This window comes from Proteus sp. TSJ240517, from assembly GCF_047921575.1.
GTDB lineage: Bacteria > Pseudomonadota > Gammaproteobacteria > Enterobacterales > Enterobacteriaceae > Proteus.
The window spans coordinates 83,680-102,597 of the sequence record NZ_JBLRMH010000006.1 but is presented as its reverse complement, the minus strand read 5'-3'; the positions used below and the strand labels follow the sequence as shown (position 1 = coordinate 102,597).

Annotated in this window: 15 protein-coding genes; 7 read left to right on the top strand and 8 right to left on the bottom strand. The window is 37.9% G+C overall.

Annotated features, from left to right (window positions below; genetic code table 11):
• The first annotated feature begins 8 nt into the window (after nt 1-8).
• The 5 genes from ACNARN_RS11535 to ACNARN_RS11515 all read left to right on the top strand — a co-directional run bounded on the left by ACNARN_RS11535 (nt 9) and on the right by ACNARN_RS11515 (nt 8,228).
• On the top strand, nt 9-734 hold the full coding sequence (locus ACNARN_RS11535; RefSeq protein WP_406588771.1) for a DNA gyrase C-terminal beta-propeller domain-containing protein: 726 nt from the start codon (nt 9-11) through the stop codon (nt 732-734).
• Nucleotides 735-798: 64 nt separating this feature from the next.
• Nucleotides 799-1,548: a 1-acylglycerol-3-phosphate O-acyltransferase gene (locus tag ACNARN_RS11530; RefSeq protein ID WP_198620765.1), complete on the top strand. Its 750-nt coding sequence runs from the start codon at nt 799-801 to the stop codon at nt 1,546-1,548.
• Nucleotides 1,549-1,935: 387 nt separating this feature from the next.
• Nucleotides 1,936-3,357 carry a cell division protein FtsP gene (gene ftsP / locus ACNARN_RS11525; RefSeq protein ID WP_198620766.1) on the top strand — a complete coding sequence of 474 codons (1,422 nt, stop codon included), beginning with the start codon at nt 1,936-1,938 and terminating at the stop codon, nt 3,355-3,357.
• Nucleotides 3,358-3,810: 453 nt separating this feature from the next.
• Nucleotides 3,811-7,041: an autotransporter Pta gene (gene pta, locus ACNARN_RS11520; protein ID WP_416304480.1), complete on the top strand. Its 3,231-nt coding sequence runs from the start codon at nt 3,811-3,813 to the stop codon at nt 7,039-7,041.
• Between the two features lie 110 nt (nt 7,042-7,151).
• Complete coding sequence (locus ACNARN_RS11515) at nt 7,152-8,228, top strand: hypothetical protein (protein ID WP_416304479.1); 1,077 nt, start codon at nt 7,152-7,154, stop codon at nt 8,226-8,228.
• Nucleotides 8,229-8,274: 46 nt separating this feature from the next.
• Here the strand turns inward: ACNARN_RS11515 and ACNARN_RS11510 are convergent, their stop codons facing one another.
• Nucleotides 8,275-8,889, bottom strand: a complete 615-nt coding sequence (locus ACNARN_RS11510; protein ID WP_416304478.1) for a LysE family translocator — start codon at nt 8,887-8,889, stop codon at nt 8,275-8,277.
• Between the two features lie 175 nt (nt 8,890-9,064).
• Here ACNARN_RS11510 and folA point away from each other — a divergent pair, with 175 nt between their 5' ends.
• Nucleotides 9,065-9,550 (top strand): type 3 dihydrofolate reductase, encoded by a 486-nt coding sequence (folA, locus tag ACNARN_RS11505; RefSeq protein WP_088494660.1) that lies wholly within the window; start codon nt 9,065-9,067, stop codon nt 9,548-9,550.
• Between the two features lie 438 nt (nt 9,551-9,988).
• Here the strand turns inward: folA and apaH are convergent, their stop codons facing one another.
• From apaH to lptD, 6 genes are read right to left on the bottom strand one after another with little or no spacing between them, the layout of a single operon-like run.
• Entirely contained in the window at nt 9,989-10,810 is an 822-nt protein-coding gene (gene apaH / locus ACNARN_RS11500; RefSeq protein WP_198620961.1) for a bis(5'-nucleosyl)-tetraphosphatase (symmetrical) ApaH, read from the bottom strand.
• 2 nt (nt 10,811-10,812) lie between these two features.
• Nucleotides 10,813-11,190 carry a Co2+/Mg2+ efflux protein ApaG gene (gene apaG / locus ACNARN_RS11495; protein ID WP_006535978.1) on the bottom strand — a complete coding sequence of 126 codons (378 nt, stop codon included), beginning with the start codon at nt 11,188-11,190 and terminating at the stop codon, nt 10,813-10,815.
• 25 nt (nt 11,191-11,215) lie between these two features.
• Nucleotides 11,216-12,034, bottom strand: coding sequence for a 16S rRNA (adenine(1518)-N(6)/adenine(1519)-N(6))-dimethyltransferase RsmA (gene rsmA / locus ACNARN_RS11490; protein WP_156734007.1), 819 nt, complete (start codon nt 12,032-12,034; stop codon nt 11,216-11,218).
• Entirely contained in the window at nt 12,027-13,025 is a 999-nt protein-coding gene (gene pdxA, locus ACNARN_RS11485; RefSeq protein ID WP_198620960.1) for a 4-hydroxythreonine-4-phosphate dehydrogenase PdxA, read from the bottom strand. Before pdxA ends, rsmA begins: the two co-directional genes overlap by 8 nt.
• Complete coding sequence (surA, locus tag ACNARN_RS11480; RefSeq protein ID WP_198632353.1) at nt 13,015-14,352, bottom strand: peptidylprolyl isomerase SurA; 1,338 nt, start codon at nt 14,350-14,352, stop codon at nt 13,015-13,017. The genes pdxA and surA overlap by 11 nt, the downstream gene beginning before the upstream one ends.
• Nucleotides 14,353-14,402: 50 nt before the next feature.
• Nucleotides 14,403-16,775, bottom strand: coding sequence for an LPS assembly protein LptD (lptD, locus tag ACNARN_RS11475; protein ID WP_416304477.1), 2,373 nt, complete (start codon nt 16,773-16,775; stop codon nt 14,403-14,405).
• A 430-nt stretch (nt 16,776-17,205) separates the two neighbouring features.
• On the opposite strand from lptD, the gene djlA reads away from it, so the two are divergent.
• On the top strand, nt 17,206-18,006 hold the full coding sequence (gene djlA, locus ACNARN_RS11470) for a co-chaperone DjlA (protein ID WP_109373082.1): 801 nt from the start codon (nt 17,206-17,208) through the stop codon (nt 18,004-18,006).
• A gap of 243 nt (nt 18,007-18,249) precedes the next feature.
• Here the strand turns inward: djlA and rluA are convergent, their stop codons facing one another.
• Nucleotides 18,250-18,903, bottom strand: coding sequence for a bifunctional tRNA pseudouridine(32) synthase/23S rRNA pseudouridine(746) synthase RluA (gene rluA, locus ACNARN_RS11465; RefSeq protein WP_072064290.1), 654 nt, complete (start codon nt 18,901-18,903; stop codon nt 18,250-18,252).
• Nucleotides 18,904-18,918 lie beyond the last annotated feature (15 nt).

The window sequence follows — 18,918 nt, the reverse complement described above, 5'->3', positions numbered from 1 at the left end:
CCGTCATTATGTCTGAAAAAGGGCTTATTCGTTGCCAAAAAGGACATAACATTGATGCAAAATCGGCTGGTTTTAAATCTGGTGATGACTATTTTGATGCCGTTGAAGGTATGAGTAATCAACCAGTACACTTAATTGATACCACAGGTCAAAGCTATACCGTTGATGTTGATGCATTACCTTCTGGTCGTAGCAAAGGCGATGCGCTAACTGAACGATTAAAAGTTCAGAAAGGTGCGCAATTACGTCATGTTGTTATGGGCGAAAATACCGATAAGATCTTAATGGCATCTGATGCTGGTTATGGTTTTATCTGTCAGGTTGATGATTTAACTTCTAAAAATAAAGCAGGAAAATCACTACTGACTTTACCTGAAAATGCATTACCATTACCGCCACAACGCTTGAATAATGAGCTCACTGATCTCATTATGATCATTACTAAAGGCGGTAGAATGCTGATTTTTGAAGCAGCAGAATTACCAACTATGGTAAAAGGAAAGGGAAATCAGATGGTTTCTATTCCAGCTTCACAAGCAGCAAGTGGTGAGGATAACGTCGCTTGGTTACGAGTATTACCTGAAAATGCCTCTGTTACCCTGCATTTTGGTAAACGTAAAATGACAATGTCGATGAATGAGTTAGTTAGCTTTAAAGCAAAACGTGGACGTCGAGGAACCTCTTTACCTCGCGGTGCTCAAGTTATCGATCATATTGATATTGAAACAAATTAAATCTAATACTTAATTGATATTGAGTGGGTCTGTTGACCCACTTCTATTTAGGACGCTAAAACTTATGTTAGCCATTATTCGAGGCATCATTGTCATTCTTTACACCATTATTGTGGTGACGTTTGGAATGATTTATTGCATGTTTTCACCAAGAAATCCTAAACATGTAATGACTTACGGACGCTTATTCGGCAAGTTATCTACTGTTTTTGGGATTAAACTCGTTGAGCGTTTTCCAAAAGAAGCGGAAAGCTATGGCCCAAGTATTTATATCGGAAACCATCAAAACAATTTTGATATGGTGACGATGTCAAATGCGGTACAACCTAATACCGTAACAGTGGGTAAAAAAAGCTTAATTTTTATTCCTTTCTTTGGTCAGTTGTATTGGATAACGGGTAATATTTTGATTGATAGAGCAAATCGCTCTAAAGCGCATGGCACTATTTCACAAGTTGCCGATCAAATTAAATCGAAGAAGATTTCTGTTTGGATGTTTCCTGAAGGAACTCGTAGCCGTGGTCGCGGCCTTTTACCGTTTAAAACAGGGGCGTTCCATGCGGCCATTCAAGCTGGTGTGCCTATTATTCCTGTTTGTGTTTCTACAACACAGGGTAAAATTAAGCTAAATCGTTGGAACAATGGTTACGTTATTGTTGAAATGTTGCCTCCAATTGATGTTTCAAAATACGGCAAAGATCAAGTTCGAGAATTAGCAGAAGATTGTCGTCAAATTATGAAAGCGAAAATCGAAGAGCTAGATAAAGAAGTTGAAGAAATGAATAAGCGTGATTTTCCCGGTAAATTAAATTAATACTTATTTAGTTTCTTTGTTAGTACGAATATAAGCCTGATTTTCATATACTCGTCATACTTCAAGGTGCAACGTTGTTGACTACGCTCATTCGCACTAGTCACATACTTATGTATGCTCCTAGCGAATCATTCACTTGTCGCCTAGTTGCACCTTGAATTATTTAGAGTATATATTTTTATGTATTCCAGTTGTTCCCTAGCTGCATTTTGAATTATTTAGCGTGCTGGTTATCAACTATTTTTAGGATTTATGTCACATCCGCGCTATTATGCTCCTGTAATTTCATTTAAGTCCTTTTGTCTTTAAATCACAGCAGCTTTTTTTTCCTGTCACAGCATTTTTGATTATGCGATAGGAATATTTGTACTTTGTTGCGGAGAAAGTATGTCATTTAGTCGTCGCCAGTTTATTCAGGCTTCAGGCTTAGCGGTATGTCTGGGCTCTATATCTTCTTCTGTTCGTGCTGAATCAGTCAATGATAAACAATTACCTATACCGCCATTGTTGGAATCTCGTCGTGGTCAGCCACTGTTTTTGACGTTGCAAAATGTTCATTGGGCGTTTAATGGTACGCAAAAAGCGGAAGTTTGGGGGATCAATGGCTCAACTCCGGGACCGACAATCAAAGTCAAAAGTGGCGATGATATAAAACTTATTTATAGTAACCGCCTTAATGAAGCGGTATCAATGACGGTAAGCGGCTTATTAGTTCCGGGTACACAAGTCGGTGGCGCGGCAAGATTAATGTCACCTGGCGCTTACTGGTCGCCAGTATTGCCTATTCGTCAGAAAGCAGCAACATGTTGGTATCACGCCAATACTCCCTTTAAAATGGCACCTCATGTTTATAATGGGTTGGTGGGAATGTGGATTGTGGAAGATGAAGAGAGCAAATCCCTACCTTTACCAAAACATTATGGAGTGAATGACTTTCCGATCATTATTCAAGATAAGCGGATTGATAATTTTGGTACACCACAATACGACAAAGAAGCCGCTAGTGATGGTTTCTATGGTGATACATTGCTAGTCAATGGACGTGAAGATCCTTATATTGAAGTCTCTAGAGGTTGGATCCGCTTACGTTTAGTCAATGCATCTAATGCTCGTCGTTATGAGCTAACCGCAAATGATGGTCGTTCACTTTACCTTATCGCCTCTGATCAAGGTCTATTAACATCACCCGTTGAGTTGAAATCAATTCCTATGGCTCCGGGCGAGAGACGCGAAATATTGGTGGATATGTCTGAAGGGAGTGAAGTCACAATTACCGCAGGGCAAAGTGCGGGTTTTATGGATAGACTTCGCGGTATTTTTGAACCTTCAGATTTACTACGTAATGCCAATATACTAACCATTAAACCAACTGGGTTAATGTCATTAGTAACAGACAAAGCACCTGCACAATTAGCGGTAGATGACACACAAATTACCACCTCTATTCAGCCTAGAACCATTCAACTGCATAACAGTCCTCCGGGAATAAACAATGCTCGTTGGGAGCTTTCAAGAATTGATTTAGTCGGTAAGCAAAATGGGTGGGAGCGTTGGCTTGTAACAGTACCGACGCCGCAACCATTCCATATTGAAGGTGCCCGTTTTAAAGTGATTAACCATAATGGTCAGAAACCCGCACCTGCAGATTTTGGCTGGAAAGATACTGTTTGGATCGAAAGCCAAAGTGAATTGCTGGTGGAATTAAAACAACCTTCTTATTCGCATTTTCCTTTTCTATATTACAGTCAGTTATTAGAAAATGCAGATAAAGGTATGGTAGGACAAATGGAAGTTACACCTTTAGAATAAAAACTAAGTAGTAACACCAAATTAAAAGGAAAACAGTATTTTTAAAATAAAGATACTGTTTTTTTTATATCAAAAATAATGTGGATTATATTTTTTAGACTAAAGTTAAATAGAGAAAAATATTCTCAAAAAAAATTGTTAATCAATTTGATATTTTTGTTTATTTATTTAAGTTCTCTTTATTAAGTTGATTTAAATATTGTCATTAATGAGGTTAATATTGAAATAGGTTAATTTTGGTTGTTTGTAATATAATAACAAGTGATCTAATTTTGTTTAATCTATCTATTAATTTGTGATTACGTAGTCAATCTATCTATTTTTGTGGCATGAAAACCTATTTTTGAGATGCCCTTCAAGTAATTATTTCTCTAGAAACTAGAGAATCTTTGCGTCTTTTATTTTTGATCCTTAATTAATGTTATTAAATTTTAATATAACTGAAGGTACAGAATGAACAAAGAAATAGCTTTAAGTCATCATCACAAAATGAATAAAAAAAATAAAATAAATAATAATATATTTCAACTTTCCATTGTTGCATCAGCACTTCTTTTTTCTGGATATTCCGTAGCATATTCAGAAGCTGGGCAATTAGGAGATACCAAAAGTTGGGAAAGCCAAGAATATCAAAAAGACTGGGGGCTGGCTGCTATGAATGCCTCTAGTGCTTATGCACTTGGTTTTCATGGGCAGGGTGCCAAAATCGGTGTAATGGACTCTGGTGCATTATTATCACATGAAGAGTTAAGTGGTTCACGTTTTCATGCGGTGAAAGCCAAAGGTCAATATGGCTCAACAGGGATGCGTTATCCTCAAGAAATGGGGGGGCATTATGAAAAAGGTCAAGCCTTTGATGTTGATGGAGGCTGGATCAAAGGTGTGAATGATACACATGGTACACACGTTACAGGAACAGTCGGTGCTAACCGTGACGGTAATGGCATGCATGGGGTTGCGTGGGGTTCTGATGTTTATTTAGGAAATACTGGCGCAACAGATAGCAATAACTACGGCCCTTATCAAGATTACACTTATTTCTATACTGGCTGGAAAGCGATGGTAGATGCAGGGGCGCAGGTAATTAATAACAGTTGGGGAACAAACCCTCGAATTGTTAATACGATTCCAACTAAAGGACCTGATGGGGGGAATACCACTGTACACATGCCTGTTGATACCACAGCGCAAACTGAATACGAATATTTTTATTTCAAGAAAGTTTATGGTGATAAACCTTCTTTTGTTGATGCCGCTTATGATGCTGTAAAAGGGACTAATACCGTACAAGTATTCACAACGGGTAATCGTGACTTTGCCCAGCCTTATTATCGTCCTCTTTATCCTTATTTTAATCCAGAAGCAGAAAAGCATTGGATTGCAGTCGCTGGTCTTGAACAAACCGCAGATAAATCGGGGTATCAATTAATTAAAGTCTTCAATGAAGCGGGTAATGCGAAATGGTGGACGGTTGTTGCACCGGGTCGTGCTATTTATTCTTCAGTTGTTGATGAAGAAGGTAACGCAGGCTGGAATACCTTTAGTGGTACATCAATGGCAGCGCCTCATGTTACTGGTGCGATGGGGGTATTAATGTCACGTTATGCATCAATGAATGCAATGCAAGTACGTGATGTGATGTTTACAACGGCTAATCACCGTAATTCAGATGGCTCTTTATATGATAGCTGGACTGCGGCGGAAGGCACTCCTGATGTGCGTTATGGTTGGGGTACACCGGATTTAGATAAAGGCATGTATGGACCTGGTCAATTCTTAGGTAAATTTGAGTATGACCTAAGCATGACGCCACTTGATGTATGGACAAATGATATCTCACAAGTAGCTTTAGATTTACGTGAACAAGAAGATCTTGCCTGGTTAAATGAATATAAAGACAAAGGTATTGCTGCGGGAGGTGACTACAATTTAGGCACTGATTTTGTTATCAATGATGGTAACTCAGATCCAACCTCACACATTGTCAGCAAAGAAGATGCTGAAAAATGGCGTAAAGAGTATTACCAAAAACGTGCTGATGCTATTCAGGCTAAAATTGACGCGGGTTTATATGACGGCGCTTTAGTTAAAAAAGGTGAAGGTACATTAGTGATGACTGGCGATAATACTTATCGCGGAGGTACAACAGTCGAACAAGGTACTTTATATGGCTTTACAGAATCATTTGGCACAGAAGCGGTCAATGTGAATGGCGGTAAATTAAGTGTTATTGATCGCTATAACGATACTTTTACTCAAAAAGGTCAATTGGCCTCAAATGAAAGACACAAAGCCAATATTAATATCAACGATAAAGGGACTTATTTAGTTACCGTTGGACATGATGTTAATGTTGGTGATATTGCACTCAACAAAGGCGCGAATTTAGATGTTGGCGCTGATAGTGAAGGGCAATTAAAAGATATCTACCTTAATAACACGGTCGCAACAGGTACAGTTAATGCAGACAATTTAGTTGATAATCGTGTTAAAACTAAAATGTTAGCGAATAACGATATTGCTTCAAATAATGATTATGCATTATTTGATAAAAATGTGTCTGTAAAAGACAACACCATTACAGGTACATTAAGTAAGAAAGAAAATACCTCACTGGCAACTTTTGCAAATAATGAAAATGGTCGCTCAATTGCTAATACTTTAGACAATACAGGTAGTGGTGATCTATTTAATGCAGTATTACCAATGAATGAAAGAGATCTGAATAAGACCTATGAATCATTAGGTAGTGATATGTATTTAAATGCCAATAGTGCGAGTGTGGTTAATGTTTTAGGGTTAACGCGGACAGTGAAAGATCAAGCCATGGGTATTGGTCAAGGTCGCTATGCTAAATTGGATAACAGCAACGCGCGTATTTGGATGACAGGCATTGGTCAATGGGGTAATGCTGATTATGGTCACAGCAATATGGATGTTGATTTCTATGTCGGCTTATTAGGCGCAGAAATTGATGTGACTGAAAATACTAAGGCGGGTCTGTTCTTTGGTGCGGGTTCAACCAAATATAAAGGTAATGAGCACGGTAAAATAGACAGCAACGATATTCATATTGGTGCTTACGGTGTGTCTAATTTGTATGACGTGGCTTCATTGAACTATGGTTTCACACATACTAACCAAGATAGAGATGCAAAAAGAACACTTTGGGTAGGACAAAATGCAGGTTATAACTCTACCAGTTATGATGCAAAAATTACTCAAATTTTCTTAGAGGGTGCTTATACTCAATTTAATACCAATCAGTATTCTATTGAACCATACGCAGGATTTAGCTGGTTACGTGTATCAACTGATGATATCAATGAGAATGTCGGTAATATGAAATTTACCACTAAGACAGACTCACAAGATATTCAAGTGGGTACTATCGGTTTACGTGGTGGCTATCCATTTATGGCAGGTAATATAAATATGGCATTAAAAGGCGATATTTCTGCAAGCCATCTGTTTGGTGATAATCGTCCTGAATCACGCCTCTTCTTATCAAATTCCGGTGATGCAACATTACGCGGTGGTAAGCTGGATAATTTATTTGGTGTTGGCTTAGGTGTTGATGCACAGTTAAGTAAATCAACGACTTTCGGACTTTCTTACCAAGGTCAATATAATAGTGATGTAAGTTCAAGTGGAATTAATGCAACATTGAAAATTAATTTCTAAATTGTATTAATTAATTTAAATATTAAAGCCCTTAGTAATAAGGGCTTTTTTTTATATTTAAAATTATTAATTTAAGTATAAGTATTATTATTTAATAGAGTGTGACAATTATGGTTAAATCAATAAGTAATGATACTTCTTTTAATTATTCATGTAATAAATTTATTGTTGATTTAAATAAAGCTAGAAATAGAATTAATAAGATAGAAAATATCAATCTTTCTCTCTTTTTATCAGTCGAAAAAAAATCTTTTATCTATAAAATAGTAGAGAAAATAAAGTCTATTTTTAATGTAGAGAAAAAAATAGAATTTATTAAAACAAAATGGATGTTTAATTTATCAAAATTTTTAACTGATGATATACGCAAAAAGAAGGTAAAGGATCTTGATAAAATAACTATTAGCAAAAAAGAATTGCATGATTTTATTATTGATTATAATGATAATAATAAATTAAACTCATTTAATTGGTTTGTTGGTCAGTATGTTAAAACAAAAGGTGATTTATTATTAGTAACAAAAATAGCATATTTCTTAGAAGATAATAAGCGTAAATTTAATCCATTTAAATTAATCATTGAATCAAAATGTATATCAAATTATTTATTTCTATTCAACTCTCTAATTACAGAAGTAAATAATGAAATAAAAAAGAAAATTTTCTTCGATATTATTGAAGACTACTTTGATAAGAATAAAAGTGATTTTGAATCTAGCCTTAAAGTAAAAAAACTAGATTTATTTTTAGAAAATAGTTATGTCATTGAACGTTCTGATGAATTAAAGCAAGCGTTTAAGAATATCATGAAAAATATGATTAATAAAAATATTGATTTTAATGAATTTATAAAAGATCTTATTGGTATTGTAGTTGAAGAGATTGAAGGCGTTGAAGAAACGAAAGAAGTAAAAAAATTACAAGAATATTTTAATCGTTATTGTGCGGCAGAATATTATTTAAAAGTTTTGAATGATGTGATAAATAAATATAAATTAGATTGTATAAATCATGAACAATTTAATAAAATTATGAAAAATACAAATAATATTATTAAAGATATTAATAGCTATATTTTCCAACATTTAAATAAAATTAATGATGATTCATATATAGGAATAGATAAAGAACAATATCTTATTAGAGTGGATCAAATTTTAGATGTGTTTAAACGGCTAGAGTGCTAAGTGAAAAGAAAAGCACCTATAAAGGTGCTTTTCTCAGAAGATAAGGTTAACTTAATGCTACTTTAATCCCCAAACCAATCAGTACCACACCTAGCACTTTATCAATGCTTTTTTGGATTTTATTGAGCATTTTTCTGACTGGCGCACTTTGGATTAATAGAACCAATAAAGGCCAATAGACTAAAGCTAAACCCCAAATAATAAAGGCATACCACAATTTTTCACCGATGCTGGAATCAACACTTAATACTTGAGTGAAAACGGCAAGGAAGAACAGGGTGGCTTTAGGGTTAAGTAAATTGCAGAGAAAACCTTGCATAAAGGCTTTTTTAAAGCTGATTTGTGAATGTTGTGCTGCTTTTTCATCAATCGAATGATTAGATTTTGAGAGTAAGCTCTGAAAACCAATCCACAGTAAATAAGCGGCTCCAGCATATTTTAAGATGGAAAAAAGCCAAGGTGTTGTGGTGATAAGCACAGCAATACCTACAACACAATATGACATATGCACAAGTAATGCAGCTACAATACCCATTGCGGTCATCATTGCCGCAGAACGTTGATAACGCGCAGCATTTTTTACAACGAGAAAAAAGTCAGGGCCTGGTGAGATCATACCAAGTAAAGCAATTGTAAAAACAACTAAAGAAGTTTCAAGCATAATAGCGCCTTGTATATAACAATATTATAATGATTGAATCTTATATGATTAAGTTAACATTTCGAGTATAAAGCAATTATTTATTATCAAGGAAGCATAATTTGTATCGACTCAGGTTTTAGCTTTACGTATAGTGTGAACAGTTTTTTTCCCATCTTTACCCGTAGGTGTGTAAATGAATATTAGTTTAATCGCAGCATTAGCGATGGATCGCATTATTGGTATGGAAAAGGCAATGCCTTGGACATTACCGGGTGACCTAGCATGGTTTAAAAAGAATACGCTAAATAAACCCGTTATTATGGGGCGGGTGACTTATGAGTCTATTGGACGTCCTTTACCGAATCGTCTTAATATTGTTTTAAGTAGCCAGCCAGGAACAGATAGCGATGTTGTTTGGGTTAAATCCGTAGAAGAAGCTTTGCAAGCTGCTGAAAATCATGAAGAAATTATGGTTATCGGTGGTGGAAAAGTGTATGAGCAATTTCTGCCTATGGCAAATACACTCTATCTAACTCATATCGATGCTGAAGTCATCGGTGATACAACATTCCCAGATTATGAGCCTGATGAGTGGGATTCTACCTTCATGGAATACCATGAAGCAGATGAAAATAACTCACATAACTACTGCTTCGAAATATTAAAAAGAAGAAAATAACAAGAATTAAATAAAAAGGGAGATTAAATATCTCCCTTTTTATTATTCCTATTTTATTAATATAAGAATAATAAAAAATAAGATTTATTATTCTAACTAAAATTTTTATTTATAAAGATTTATTTATTAAATGTAATCATTATTTATATTTTAATAAACTCATTTTATAAGAATAATATATGAGATATTAATCAATATAGCGATTTTTTATTCTCAATATCGTGTTTTTTTGTACTTATTTTTCTATGAAAAAAAATAACATATTGATTATTAATAGTTAAATTTAGAGATATTTTAAAGTGTTCGTTTTTGTATATAAAATGTTCTCTTTATAATAAAAAAGAGTAATTTAGGTAATATGTGAGGATAAAACCCGCATAGCGCAAAAGGCAATGTGGCCATTTTTGCGCTTTAAGAAAGAAGGGGATAATAAGTGATTTATTTGGGAGCAGATAGGCTAGATTGAGTGAAATATTGTTTGTCTTCCCAACGTAAACAAGTGAGATCCCCACCCCAGCAACATCCTGTATCTAACGCATAAATATTATCAGGAGTGCCTTTCCCTTCAAGAGAGGCCCAATGCCCAAATATAATGCTATAGCCTTCAGGTAATTGGCTTGGCAAATCGAACCAAGGCTTTAATGGTGCAGGCGCGTCTTGTGGTTTATCTTTGCAAATCATATCAAGCTGACCATTAGGAAAGCAGTAACGCATACGAGTGAGTGCATTAGTACTAAAGCGTAATCGCGCTAGACCCGAAAGTTCTGGTGACCAGTTGTTTGGTAAATCACCATACATTGAGTTAATAAATAAAGGGTAGCTATCACTACTTAAAATAGCTTCGACTTCACGAGCGCACATTTGGGCTGTTTCTAAATCCCATTGTGGCGTGATCCCTGCGTGAGCCATGATGATTTTTTTGTCTTCATCAACTTGCAATACAGGTTGGCGTCTTAACCAATTAATTAATTCGTCTGCATCTGGCGCATTAAGTAAATCATTCAACTTATCTCTTGGTTTATTGCGGCTAATTTTTGCAAATACACCTAAAAGATGAAGATCATGATTGCCCAAGACGAGTTTAAGTGAAGTCCCTAAGCTTTTTACAAAGCGCAGTACTTCAAGAGAATCAGGGCCTCGTGCAACAAGATCACCCGTTAACCACAATGTGTCTTGTGCTGGATTGAAACTGACTTTATCAAGAAGGTGGCGCAGTTCATGGTAACAGCCATGAATATCACCAATTAAATAAGTTGCCATAGTTAGTTTATCAATGTTGGAAGTGCAAGGCGGAAAACAGGGATCTCTATTTGAAATAATCGACCATCAGTGTCAATCATTTCATAATGACCTTCCATTGTTCCCATTGGTGTTTCAAGAACGGCACCACTGGTATAGCGATATTGTGTGCCAGGTTCAATAAGCGGCTGTTCGCCAACAACACCTTCACCTCGAACTTCAGTGGTATTACCTTGTGCATTGGTGATCAACCAATAGCGGCGCAGGAGGCGAATTGCACATTTATTCAAATTATGAATTGATATGGTATAAGCAAAAACATATCGCTCATCTTCAGGGGAAGATTGGCTTTCAATGTAAACGCTTTGTACCTGTATCGCCACTTTTGATGAGGTAAACATAGTGCCTCCTGTCTCTGGCTTTATCTTATGCTTGTGAGTCTTGCTTTTGCGATAACCAGTTTGCCACTTTGCAGTATTGCTCAACAGAAATATTTTCTGCTCTTGCAGTTGGATCGATATCAAGAGCTATCATATCTTCTGCTGTGAGTAATCCACCTAAGCTATTACGTAGTGTTTTACGGCGTTGATTGAATGCTTGAGCGGTAATACGGCTAAGCATTGTAATATCCGTTACTGGGTATGGCTTTTCTTTGTAAGGGATCAAGCGAACAACCGCTGAATCAACTTTAGGTGCCGGTTTAAATGAAGTTGGTGGAACTTCAAGTACAGGGATGATTTGGCAATAATATTGCGCCATCACACTTAGGCGACCATAAGTTTTGCTGCCGTGACCAGCAACAAGGCGATTGACCACTTCTTTTTGCAACATAAATGTCATATCAGAAATTGCGTCAGCAAAACTGAATAAGTGGAACATGAGTGGTGTAGAAATGTTATAAGGCAAGTTACCAAAAACACGCAGAGGCTGCTGACGCTCTTTTGCTAATTGCGCAAAATCAATCGTCATAGCATCTTGCTGAATAATGGTCAGCTTGTCTTTTAATGTAGGATGAACTTCTAAACGAGCGGCTAAATCACGGTCAATTTCTACAACCGTCATTTTATCCATTCTTGCGCCTACTGGCTCTGTAATTGCACCTAAACCAGGACCAATTTCAACAATGGCTTCACCAGGTTGAGGATAAATGGATTCAACAATACTTTCAATAATATAGCTGTCTGTTAAAAAGTTCTGCCCGAAGCGTTTGCGGGCAAAGTGCCCCTGATGGACTCTATTATTCATTACAATTTTGTATCATATTAATGGCTAAATTTAATGCGGTGCAAAAACTGCCAGCATCTGCGCTTTTCGTACCTGCAAGCTCAAGGGCGGTGCCATGATCAACAGAAGTACGGATAAAAGGAAGGCCGAGAGTTATATTCACGGCACGACCGAAACCTTCGTATTTTAGCACAGGTAATCCCTGATCGTGATACATCGCAAGTACCGCATCAGCATGTGTTAAATATTTAGGTTGGAATAAGGTATCAGCAGGATAAGGACCGTGAAGATGAATGCCTTGCTGACGTAATTGTGTTAATGCAGGCTCAATAATATCAATTTCTTCACGTCCCATATGACCGCTTTCCCCTGCATGAGGATTAAGGCCACAAACATAAATTTGAGGTTCTGCTATACCAAATTTGGTTTTTAAATCGTGGTTTAAAATAGTGATAATTTCATGCAGAAGCTCACCTGTAATTGCATCCGCCACATCTCGTAATGGTAAATGTGTGGTTGCTAATGCGACTCTTAATGTATCTGTCGCCAGCATCATAACGACACGTTCACAGTGGCTACGATCAGCAAAAAATTCGGTGTGTCCTGTAAAATGCACACCTGCATCATTGATAATGCCTTTATGAACTGGTCCAGTCACGAGTGCCGAAAACTCACCATTTAGGCAACCATCACAAGCACGAGCTAATGTTTCTACAACGTATAAACCATTGCGTGCATCTAATGTACTTGGAATGACATTAGTGTGAAGTGCAATTGGGAGTACATAAATTTGGCTTGGTGTGTGTATTTGAGGTGGCGTAGCAGGATCGTATTCAACTAATGAAAGAGGCAGGTTTAACAATTCTGCTCTTGTTTTAAGTAACTGAGGATCAGCACAAACAACCCAAGGTAAATCCCAACTCATTTGTGCTAATGAGATAATAAGGTCAGGACCAACCCCGGCTGGTTCGCCGGGGGTGATAACAAGTGGTTTTATTTGCTTAGTTTGCATTATTCTCGTTCATTATTTTCACATAAGCCCCTACTCGTAGCTCTTGCATCCAGTTTTGTACTTCTTCATTAAATTTACGGTTGAAGAGTAAACGGTATGCTTGTTCTTTATTCGCGGCATCTGTTTTATCAACACTACGTGTGTCTTCTAATTCAATTAAATGCCAGCCAAAGTTTGAGCGAACAGGTTGGCTTAATTCGTTTTTATTTAAGCGCATCAACGCATCACGGAATGCCGGATCGTAAACATCAGGCATTGACCATCCTAACTCACCGCCGCGTAATGCTGAACCTGGATCTTCAGAGTACTCTTTTGCTGCATCAGCAAAGGTTATTTTACCACTGCGAATATCGGCAGAGATCTGCTGTAACTTGGCATAGGCTTGCTCATCATTCATGATTGGCGAGCTTTTTAGCAGAATATGACGGCTTTTCACTTCTGTAACAGAAAGGGTATTAGAACCACCACGAATATCGTTTACTTTGATAATGTGTAAGCCAACACCAGAGTGAAGAGGCCCTACGATTTGGCCTTTTTGCGCATTTGCTAATTCTTTTGCAAATAGTGTTGGTAATTCATCAATAGATGCCCAACCCATATTACCGCCATTTAAAGCTTGTGGATCAGCAGAATAAGTTGCAGCCAATTTACCGAAATCCGCACCATTTTTAAGCTGATTCATAATGCGAGCAATGACTTGCTTTGCTTTTTCCATTTCTGCTGGCGCAGGATTTTCTGATAATGGAATTAAGATATGGCTCAGGTTTAGATCAACACTTTGGCTTGCTTGACCTTCAATTTGCTTCGCAAGAGAATCAACTTCTTGAGGCAAAATAGTAATACGGCGACGCACTTCATTGTTGCGAACTTCAGCTAGCATCATCTCTTTACGGATATCTTGTCGATATTCGTTATAAGAAATCCCATCGGCAGCAAGACGCTTTTTCAGTTGCTCAAGAGAGAGTTTATTTTCAGCAGCAATACCCTGAATTGTAGATTCTACTGCGGCATCAGGAATATCAATTTGCATTTGCTGTGCCATTTGCAAAATGATGTTATCCATCACCAAACGCTCTAGAATTTGTTGGCGAAGAACTTGCTCATCAGGCATCTCTTGTCCCGCATTTTTTGCGTTCATTTTGACTGTCTGTAGCATTCTATTGACGTCACTTTCTAGAACGACACCGTTATTGACAATCGCCGATACACGGTTTAATTCTTGAGCAGCAAATGTTGTTGAGCTGGTGGCTGCACCGACCGTGATCATTAAGCCGATAAACAGCGTTTTCCAATTTTTCATAAGTTTCCCATTATGTATTTTCCGCATCTTATTGCGGGGTGACATATTTATTCAGCCAATTCCGTAGTCTGATTAAATCAGAATGCTCTTTGATAAGGTAAGATACCGCGTTCAAGCATTTTCTGGCTACCCAAACTATGATTGTTACTTAGGCCTCTGAGTTCCACATTGACAGACCATTTATTATCAATATCGCTGTGGTCAACTTTCCAGCCAACAATTTTCCGTTCATAACCCACATTCACAGCCCAGCAACAGGTGTTGTATTGTAGACCAACCATTTGGCTAACAGGCTCTGATTCTTTGGTATCAAAGTAATAAGCACCCACAAGTCCCCAACGCTCTGCTAATGGCCAGCTTCCTACGACACCAACTTGTGAAATACCTTTTTGGTATTCAGGAAGTTTATTAATACCACCATCATAAGGGCGAACACGCGTGGCTTGGATATAATCACGATCAACATAACGATAGCTTAACTGTAGAAGATGATCGCTATCTGCGCGATATTCCATAATCGCATCGCCCATTGAGACGCTACCTAAGCGACGGTCATATTGTAAACCACCACGCATACCTACAGTATCTGTGATCCGCCAGTAGGCATCACCCGCCCATACCATTGAACCTGTTTCATCTTTGCTATTAATAATCTCATTACCAATAGAAGAAGGACCTGTTCTTGGACGCTCAAAGAAGTAGATTTGACCTACAGAAACGTTAAAACGTTCAACTAATTCGCTATCATAAAAACGCGAAGTTACACCCGTGGTTAATTGGTTTGCAGAAGCAATGCGGTCTAAACCACCATACATTCTATCGCGGAAAAGTCCGCCATAGTTTGATTGTAATAATGCGGAGTCAAAGTTATTGATATTAGACTGATCTTTATAAGGAACATAAAGATATTGCACACGAGGTTCGAGGGTTTGAGTAATATCATTGGTTTGATATTGGCGCTCGAAAACCACTTTCATATCAGATTTAAACTGTGGCAATACACGATTAACGCTGTCATCTAATTGGTTAGGATATCTTTTCTTATAAGCCTCAGGAATGTCCTGATCGTAATGAGTTGCCATCACTTTCAGTTCATTATTAAAGCTTGCCCAACCTGTTGATGCAGGCAGTGATATCGTTGGCTCAATATGGAAACGATTTGCTTCAGGGGTGTTATCTCCCACACTGGTAAAGCGAACAAATTGAGCGTAAGTACGGAAATCAAACGGCCCGATATCATTCTTATAATAATTGAGATCAAGTTGTGGCTCTGCACGATAAGCCCTTGCATCTTTATTATCAGAGAAGACTTGGAACTGTTTGGTTGTTAATGTGGCATTCCAGTTCTGTTGCGCATAACCCGTACTAAATTTCTGAGTTGCATAACCATCTGTGGTGTTACCATATTGAGAGGTGAAATCAGTGAAGTACTTGTTATCACTTACTTTTGTGTAATCGATATTAAATCGCCACACATTGTTCATGACGCCACTATGTCCCCAGTAGAATAACCAACGTGTTGCAGAATCACGAGGAAGATAGCCAGCTTTATTTTCTTCTTTATCTTTATTGTATTGGCTATCGTGATTAATCCAATCAACGGCAATCGTACCGCTACCTGGAGTCGTTAAATAGCGGAATTCATTATCTAATTTTAAACCACGACGGCTGATATAGTTAGTCGTAATGGTCGCATCATAATTAGGAGCTATATTCCAATAATAAGGGAGTTGGAAATCAAATCCAGAGCTACGGGAATAGCTTCCGTTAGGAATTAAGAAACCAGAACGGCGTTTATCACCAATTGGTAATTGAAGATAAGGGCTATAAAAGATAGGCACATTGGCGACACGAAAACGCGCATTCCAAATTTCAGCGACTTGCTCTTCACGGTCTAAAATAACCTCTGAGCCAACAACGCTCCAGCTATCATCTCCTGGTAAACAAGAGGTGAACATGCCTTTATCCATAATGGTATAGCGGTTTTCGCCACGCATTTGCATTTTATCTGCGTAACCACGGCCTTGACGGCCAACCATTTGGTAATCACCTTGCTCAATATCCGTATCTTTATTATTAAGATTAGACCAAGCACGCGGGCCTTTTAAGATGATTTGAGGATCATCATAAGACACATTTCCCGTTGCTGTGACCATTCTTAATGGTGTTTCTCCCTCAGTCTGTGTCAGTTCAACACTGTCGGCACTTAAGGTTTGGTTTCCCTGTTTAATATCAACATCACCTTTATATTTGATCATGCGAGGATATTCACCTTGCATATCATTTGCAGTGATGGTGACGGGCAAGCTGTTAGGATCGCCTTGTACTAATGGTTTGTTATAAACAGGAACTCCCAGTAAACATTGGGAGGCAAGATCAGCATAAGCAGGCTGACCGTATATTGTGGCCCAAACTAGGGTGGCCAGCAGTGTGGGATAACTTTTTTTCATAAGTATTTATGTGCTTCCGTCATCAGTGGCTTCGTGCTGATAAACAGCGAGAAACTAACGCAGGGAGTTATGCGACACCAGCCCAACGTTCTGAACATTGTTCTAACGGTAACCGAAAAATAGGCGTATGCCTCATTTTTTCGATGTTTCTGTGTTGAAATAGGGTTATAGCCTTATTAGAAACAAAAAAACACCGCGCTGATGCGGTATTTCGTGCTGTATAACAACGCTAAAGTTATTCGTTTGGTCACTCATTTTACTTTAACACAATTTAAACGAAAACAGCATTACCTCTGTCCAAAGAGAAACAGTAAATCTCTTCATTTTAAGAAAAAGTCTATTTAGAGGTTGCTTGGTGTTAGGTGTGCAAGCAAATGAATAGTATGATAATGCAAAATTGCAGTCAGAGCATTGAAGATTTGAGGAGTCTATGCGCTATTGGGGAAAATTATTAGGCCTTACCATTGGTAGTTTTGCAGGAATAGGCTTTTGGGGCATTGTTATTGGTGTTTTTCTTGGGCACCTCTATGACATGCAACGAAGTAAATTAGGAAGTGGTGGGCGCTATACGCGTGATAGACAAGCTTTTTTCTTTGCCGCAACCTTTCAAGTTTTAGGCCATCTGACAAAATCAAAAGGGCGAGTGACTCAAACCGATATCTCTCTTGCCAGCGAATTAATGGATCGCATGAATCTGCATGGTGTTGGTCGCCAAGCCGCGCAACAAGCTTTTAGAGAAGGCAAATCATCCGATTTTCCATTAAGAGCCACATTGCAACGTGTTCGGCAAATTTGTGTTGGGCGCCGTGACTTACTTCAGATGTTTCTGGAAATCCAATTACAAGCTGCTTTTGCAGATGGTCAACTGCATCCAAATGAAAGAAAAATGTTGTTTATCATTATCGATGAGCTAGGTTTTTCTCGTGCGCATTTTGAACATATATTAGCAATGATGCAGGCTGGTCAGAATTTTCATTATCAAAATGGACAGGGTTATCAGCCCCAACCTCAAGGTCCAACGCTCTCTGATGCGTGTAAGGTACTTGGCGTCGATGAGAATGATGATGTTAAAACCATAAAAAGAGCTTATAGAAAATTGATGGGAGAGCATCATCCGGATAAACTTGTAGCGAAAGGTTTACCGCCAGAAATGATGGAAATCGCAAAACAAAAAGCACAGTCTATACAAGTTGCTTACGATTTGATTAAAAAAGAAAAAGGATTTCGTTAACATCTTGTAAAAGAAGATGAGAAAAGAGAGAATTATTCCGTGATAGAGATAACTTAGACTGAGTTGAGTTTATTATTTATCACGGTAAAATATAAGTGAAATTTAATTATTTCATTCTCTCTTCTCTTAAAAAAGGAACTATATCCATGTCAAACGTCCGTGTTCTTGTTGGGGTTATGGGATTAGCGCTTTGCCTGCTCCTTGCTTCATTGAGTTCAGTGACTGTTTTAGTGTCATAAGACACTAAAAATCGGCAAGGCATTCAAAATGTATCGGGGATCGAAAAGCAGGATGCGTAATAAATAATTCCTGAGCATGTAACTGCAGGCGAGGCGCCATCGCTCTTGCCTGTGGGTGTGCATAAAAGCGATCCCCAAGAATTGGATGCCCCAACGCTAGCATATGTACCCGCAATTGATGTGAACGCCCAGTAATTGGTGAGAGTTTCACTCTTGTCGCATTCTCTTCATATTCCAACACTTCATAAAAAGTTTGCGCCGCTTTCCCTGTTTCATGACAGACTTTTTGTTTTGGTCGATTAGGCCAATCACAAATCAAAGGTAAATCAACCAAACCCTCTTCTTTTTCGATATGTCCCCAAACGCGTGCGATATAGGTTTTTTTGGGTTCACGTTCACGAAATTGACGCTTTAGTTCACGCTCTGCTTCTTTATTTAGTGCAACAACAATAACGCCACTGGTTGCCATATCAAGGCGATGCACACATTCAGCATTAGGAAATTCAGCTTTAATGCGCGACATAATACTGTCGTTATGCTCTGGCGCTTTGCCCGGTACTGACAGTAATCCGCTGGGTTTATTGACGGCAATAATATGCTCATCTTGATATAAAACATGTAACCAAGGATCTGTCGGCGGGTTATACACTTCCATCATGGTGGATATCTCATC

What these genes read in the sequence shown, in the direction of transcription:
- rluA (WP_072064290.1), bottom strand. Translation starts at nt 18,903, where the DNA reads ATGATGGAAGTGTATAACCCGCCGACAGATCCTTGGTTACATGTTTTA.
- lptD (WP_416304477.1), bottom strand. Translation starts at nt 16,775, where the DNA reads ATGAAAAAAAGTTATCCCACACTGCTGGCCACCCTAGTTTGGGCCACA.
- pdxA (WP_198620960.1), bottom strand. Translation starts at nt 13,025, where the DNA reads ATGCAAACTAAGCAAATAAAACCACTTGTTATCACCCCCGGCGAACCA.
- apaH (WP_198620961.1), bottom strand. Translation starts at nt 10,810, where the DNA reads ATGGCAACTTATTTAATTGGTGATATTCATGGCTGTTACCATGAACTG.
- pta (WP_416304480.1), top strand. Translation starts at nt 3,811, where the DNA reads ATGAACAAAGAAATAGCTTTAAGTCATCATCACAAAATGAATAAAAAA.
- ACNARN_RS11535 (WP_406588771.1), top strand. Translation starts at nt 9, where the DNA reads ATGTCTGAAAAAGGGCTTATTCGTTGCCAAAAAGGACATAACATTGAT.
- rsmA (WP_156734007.1), bottom strand. Translation starts at nt 12,034, where the DNA reads ATGAATAATAGAGTCCATCAGGGGCACTTTGCCCGCAAACGCTTCGGG.
- ftsP (WP_198620766.1), top strand. Translation starts at nt 1,936, where the DNA reads ATGTCATTTAGTCGTCGCCAGTTTATTCAGGCTTCAGGCTTAGCGGTA.
- apaG (WP_006535978.1), bottom strand. Translation starts at nt 11,190, where the DNA reads ATGTTTACCTCATCAAAAGTGGCGATACAGGTACAAAGCGTTTACATT.
- djlA (WP_109373082.1), top strand. Translation starts at nt 17,206, where the DNA reads ATGCGCTATTGGGGAAAATTATTAGGCCTTACCATTGGTAGTTTTGCA.
- surA (WP_198632353.1), bottom strand. Translation starts at nt 14,352, where the DNA reads ATGCGGAAAATACATAATGGGAAACTTATGAAAAATTGGAAAACGCTG.
- ACNARN_RS11530 (WP_198620765.1), top strand. Translation starts at nt 799, where the DNA reads ATGTTAGCCATTATTCGAGGCATCATTGTCATTCTTTACACCATTATT.
- ACNARN_RS11510 (WP_416304478.1), bottom strand. Translation starts at nt 8,889, where the DNA reads ATGCTTGAAACTTCTTTAGTTGTTTTTACAATTGCTTTACTTGGTATG.
- folA (WP_088494660.1), top strand. Translation starts at nt 9,065, where the DNA reads ATGAATATTAGTTTAATCGCAGCATTAGCGATGGATCGCATTATTGGT.
- ACNARN_RS11515 (WP_416304479.1), top strand. Translation starts at nt 7,152, where the DNA reads ATGGTTAAATCAATAAGTAATGATACTTCTTTTAATTATTCATGTAAT.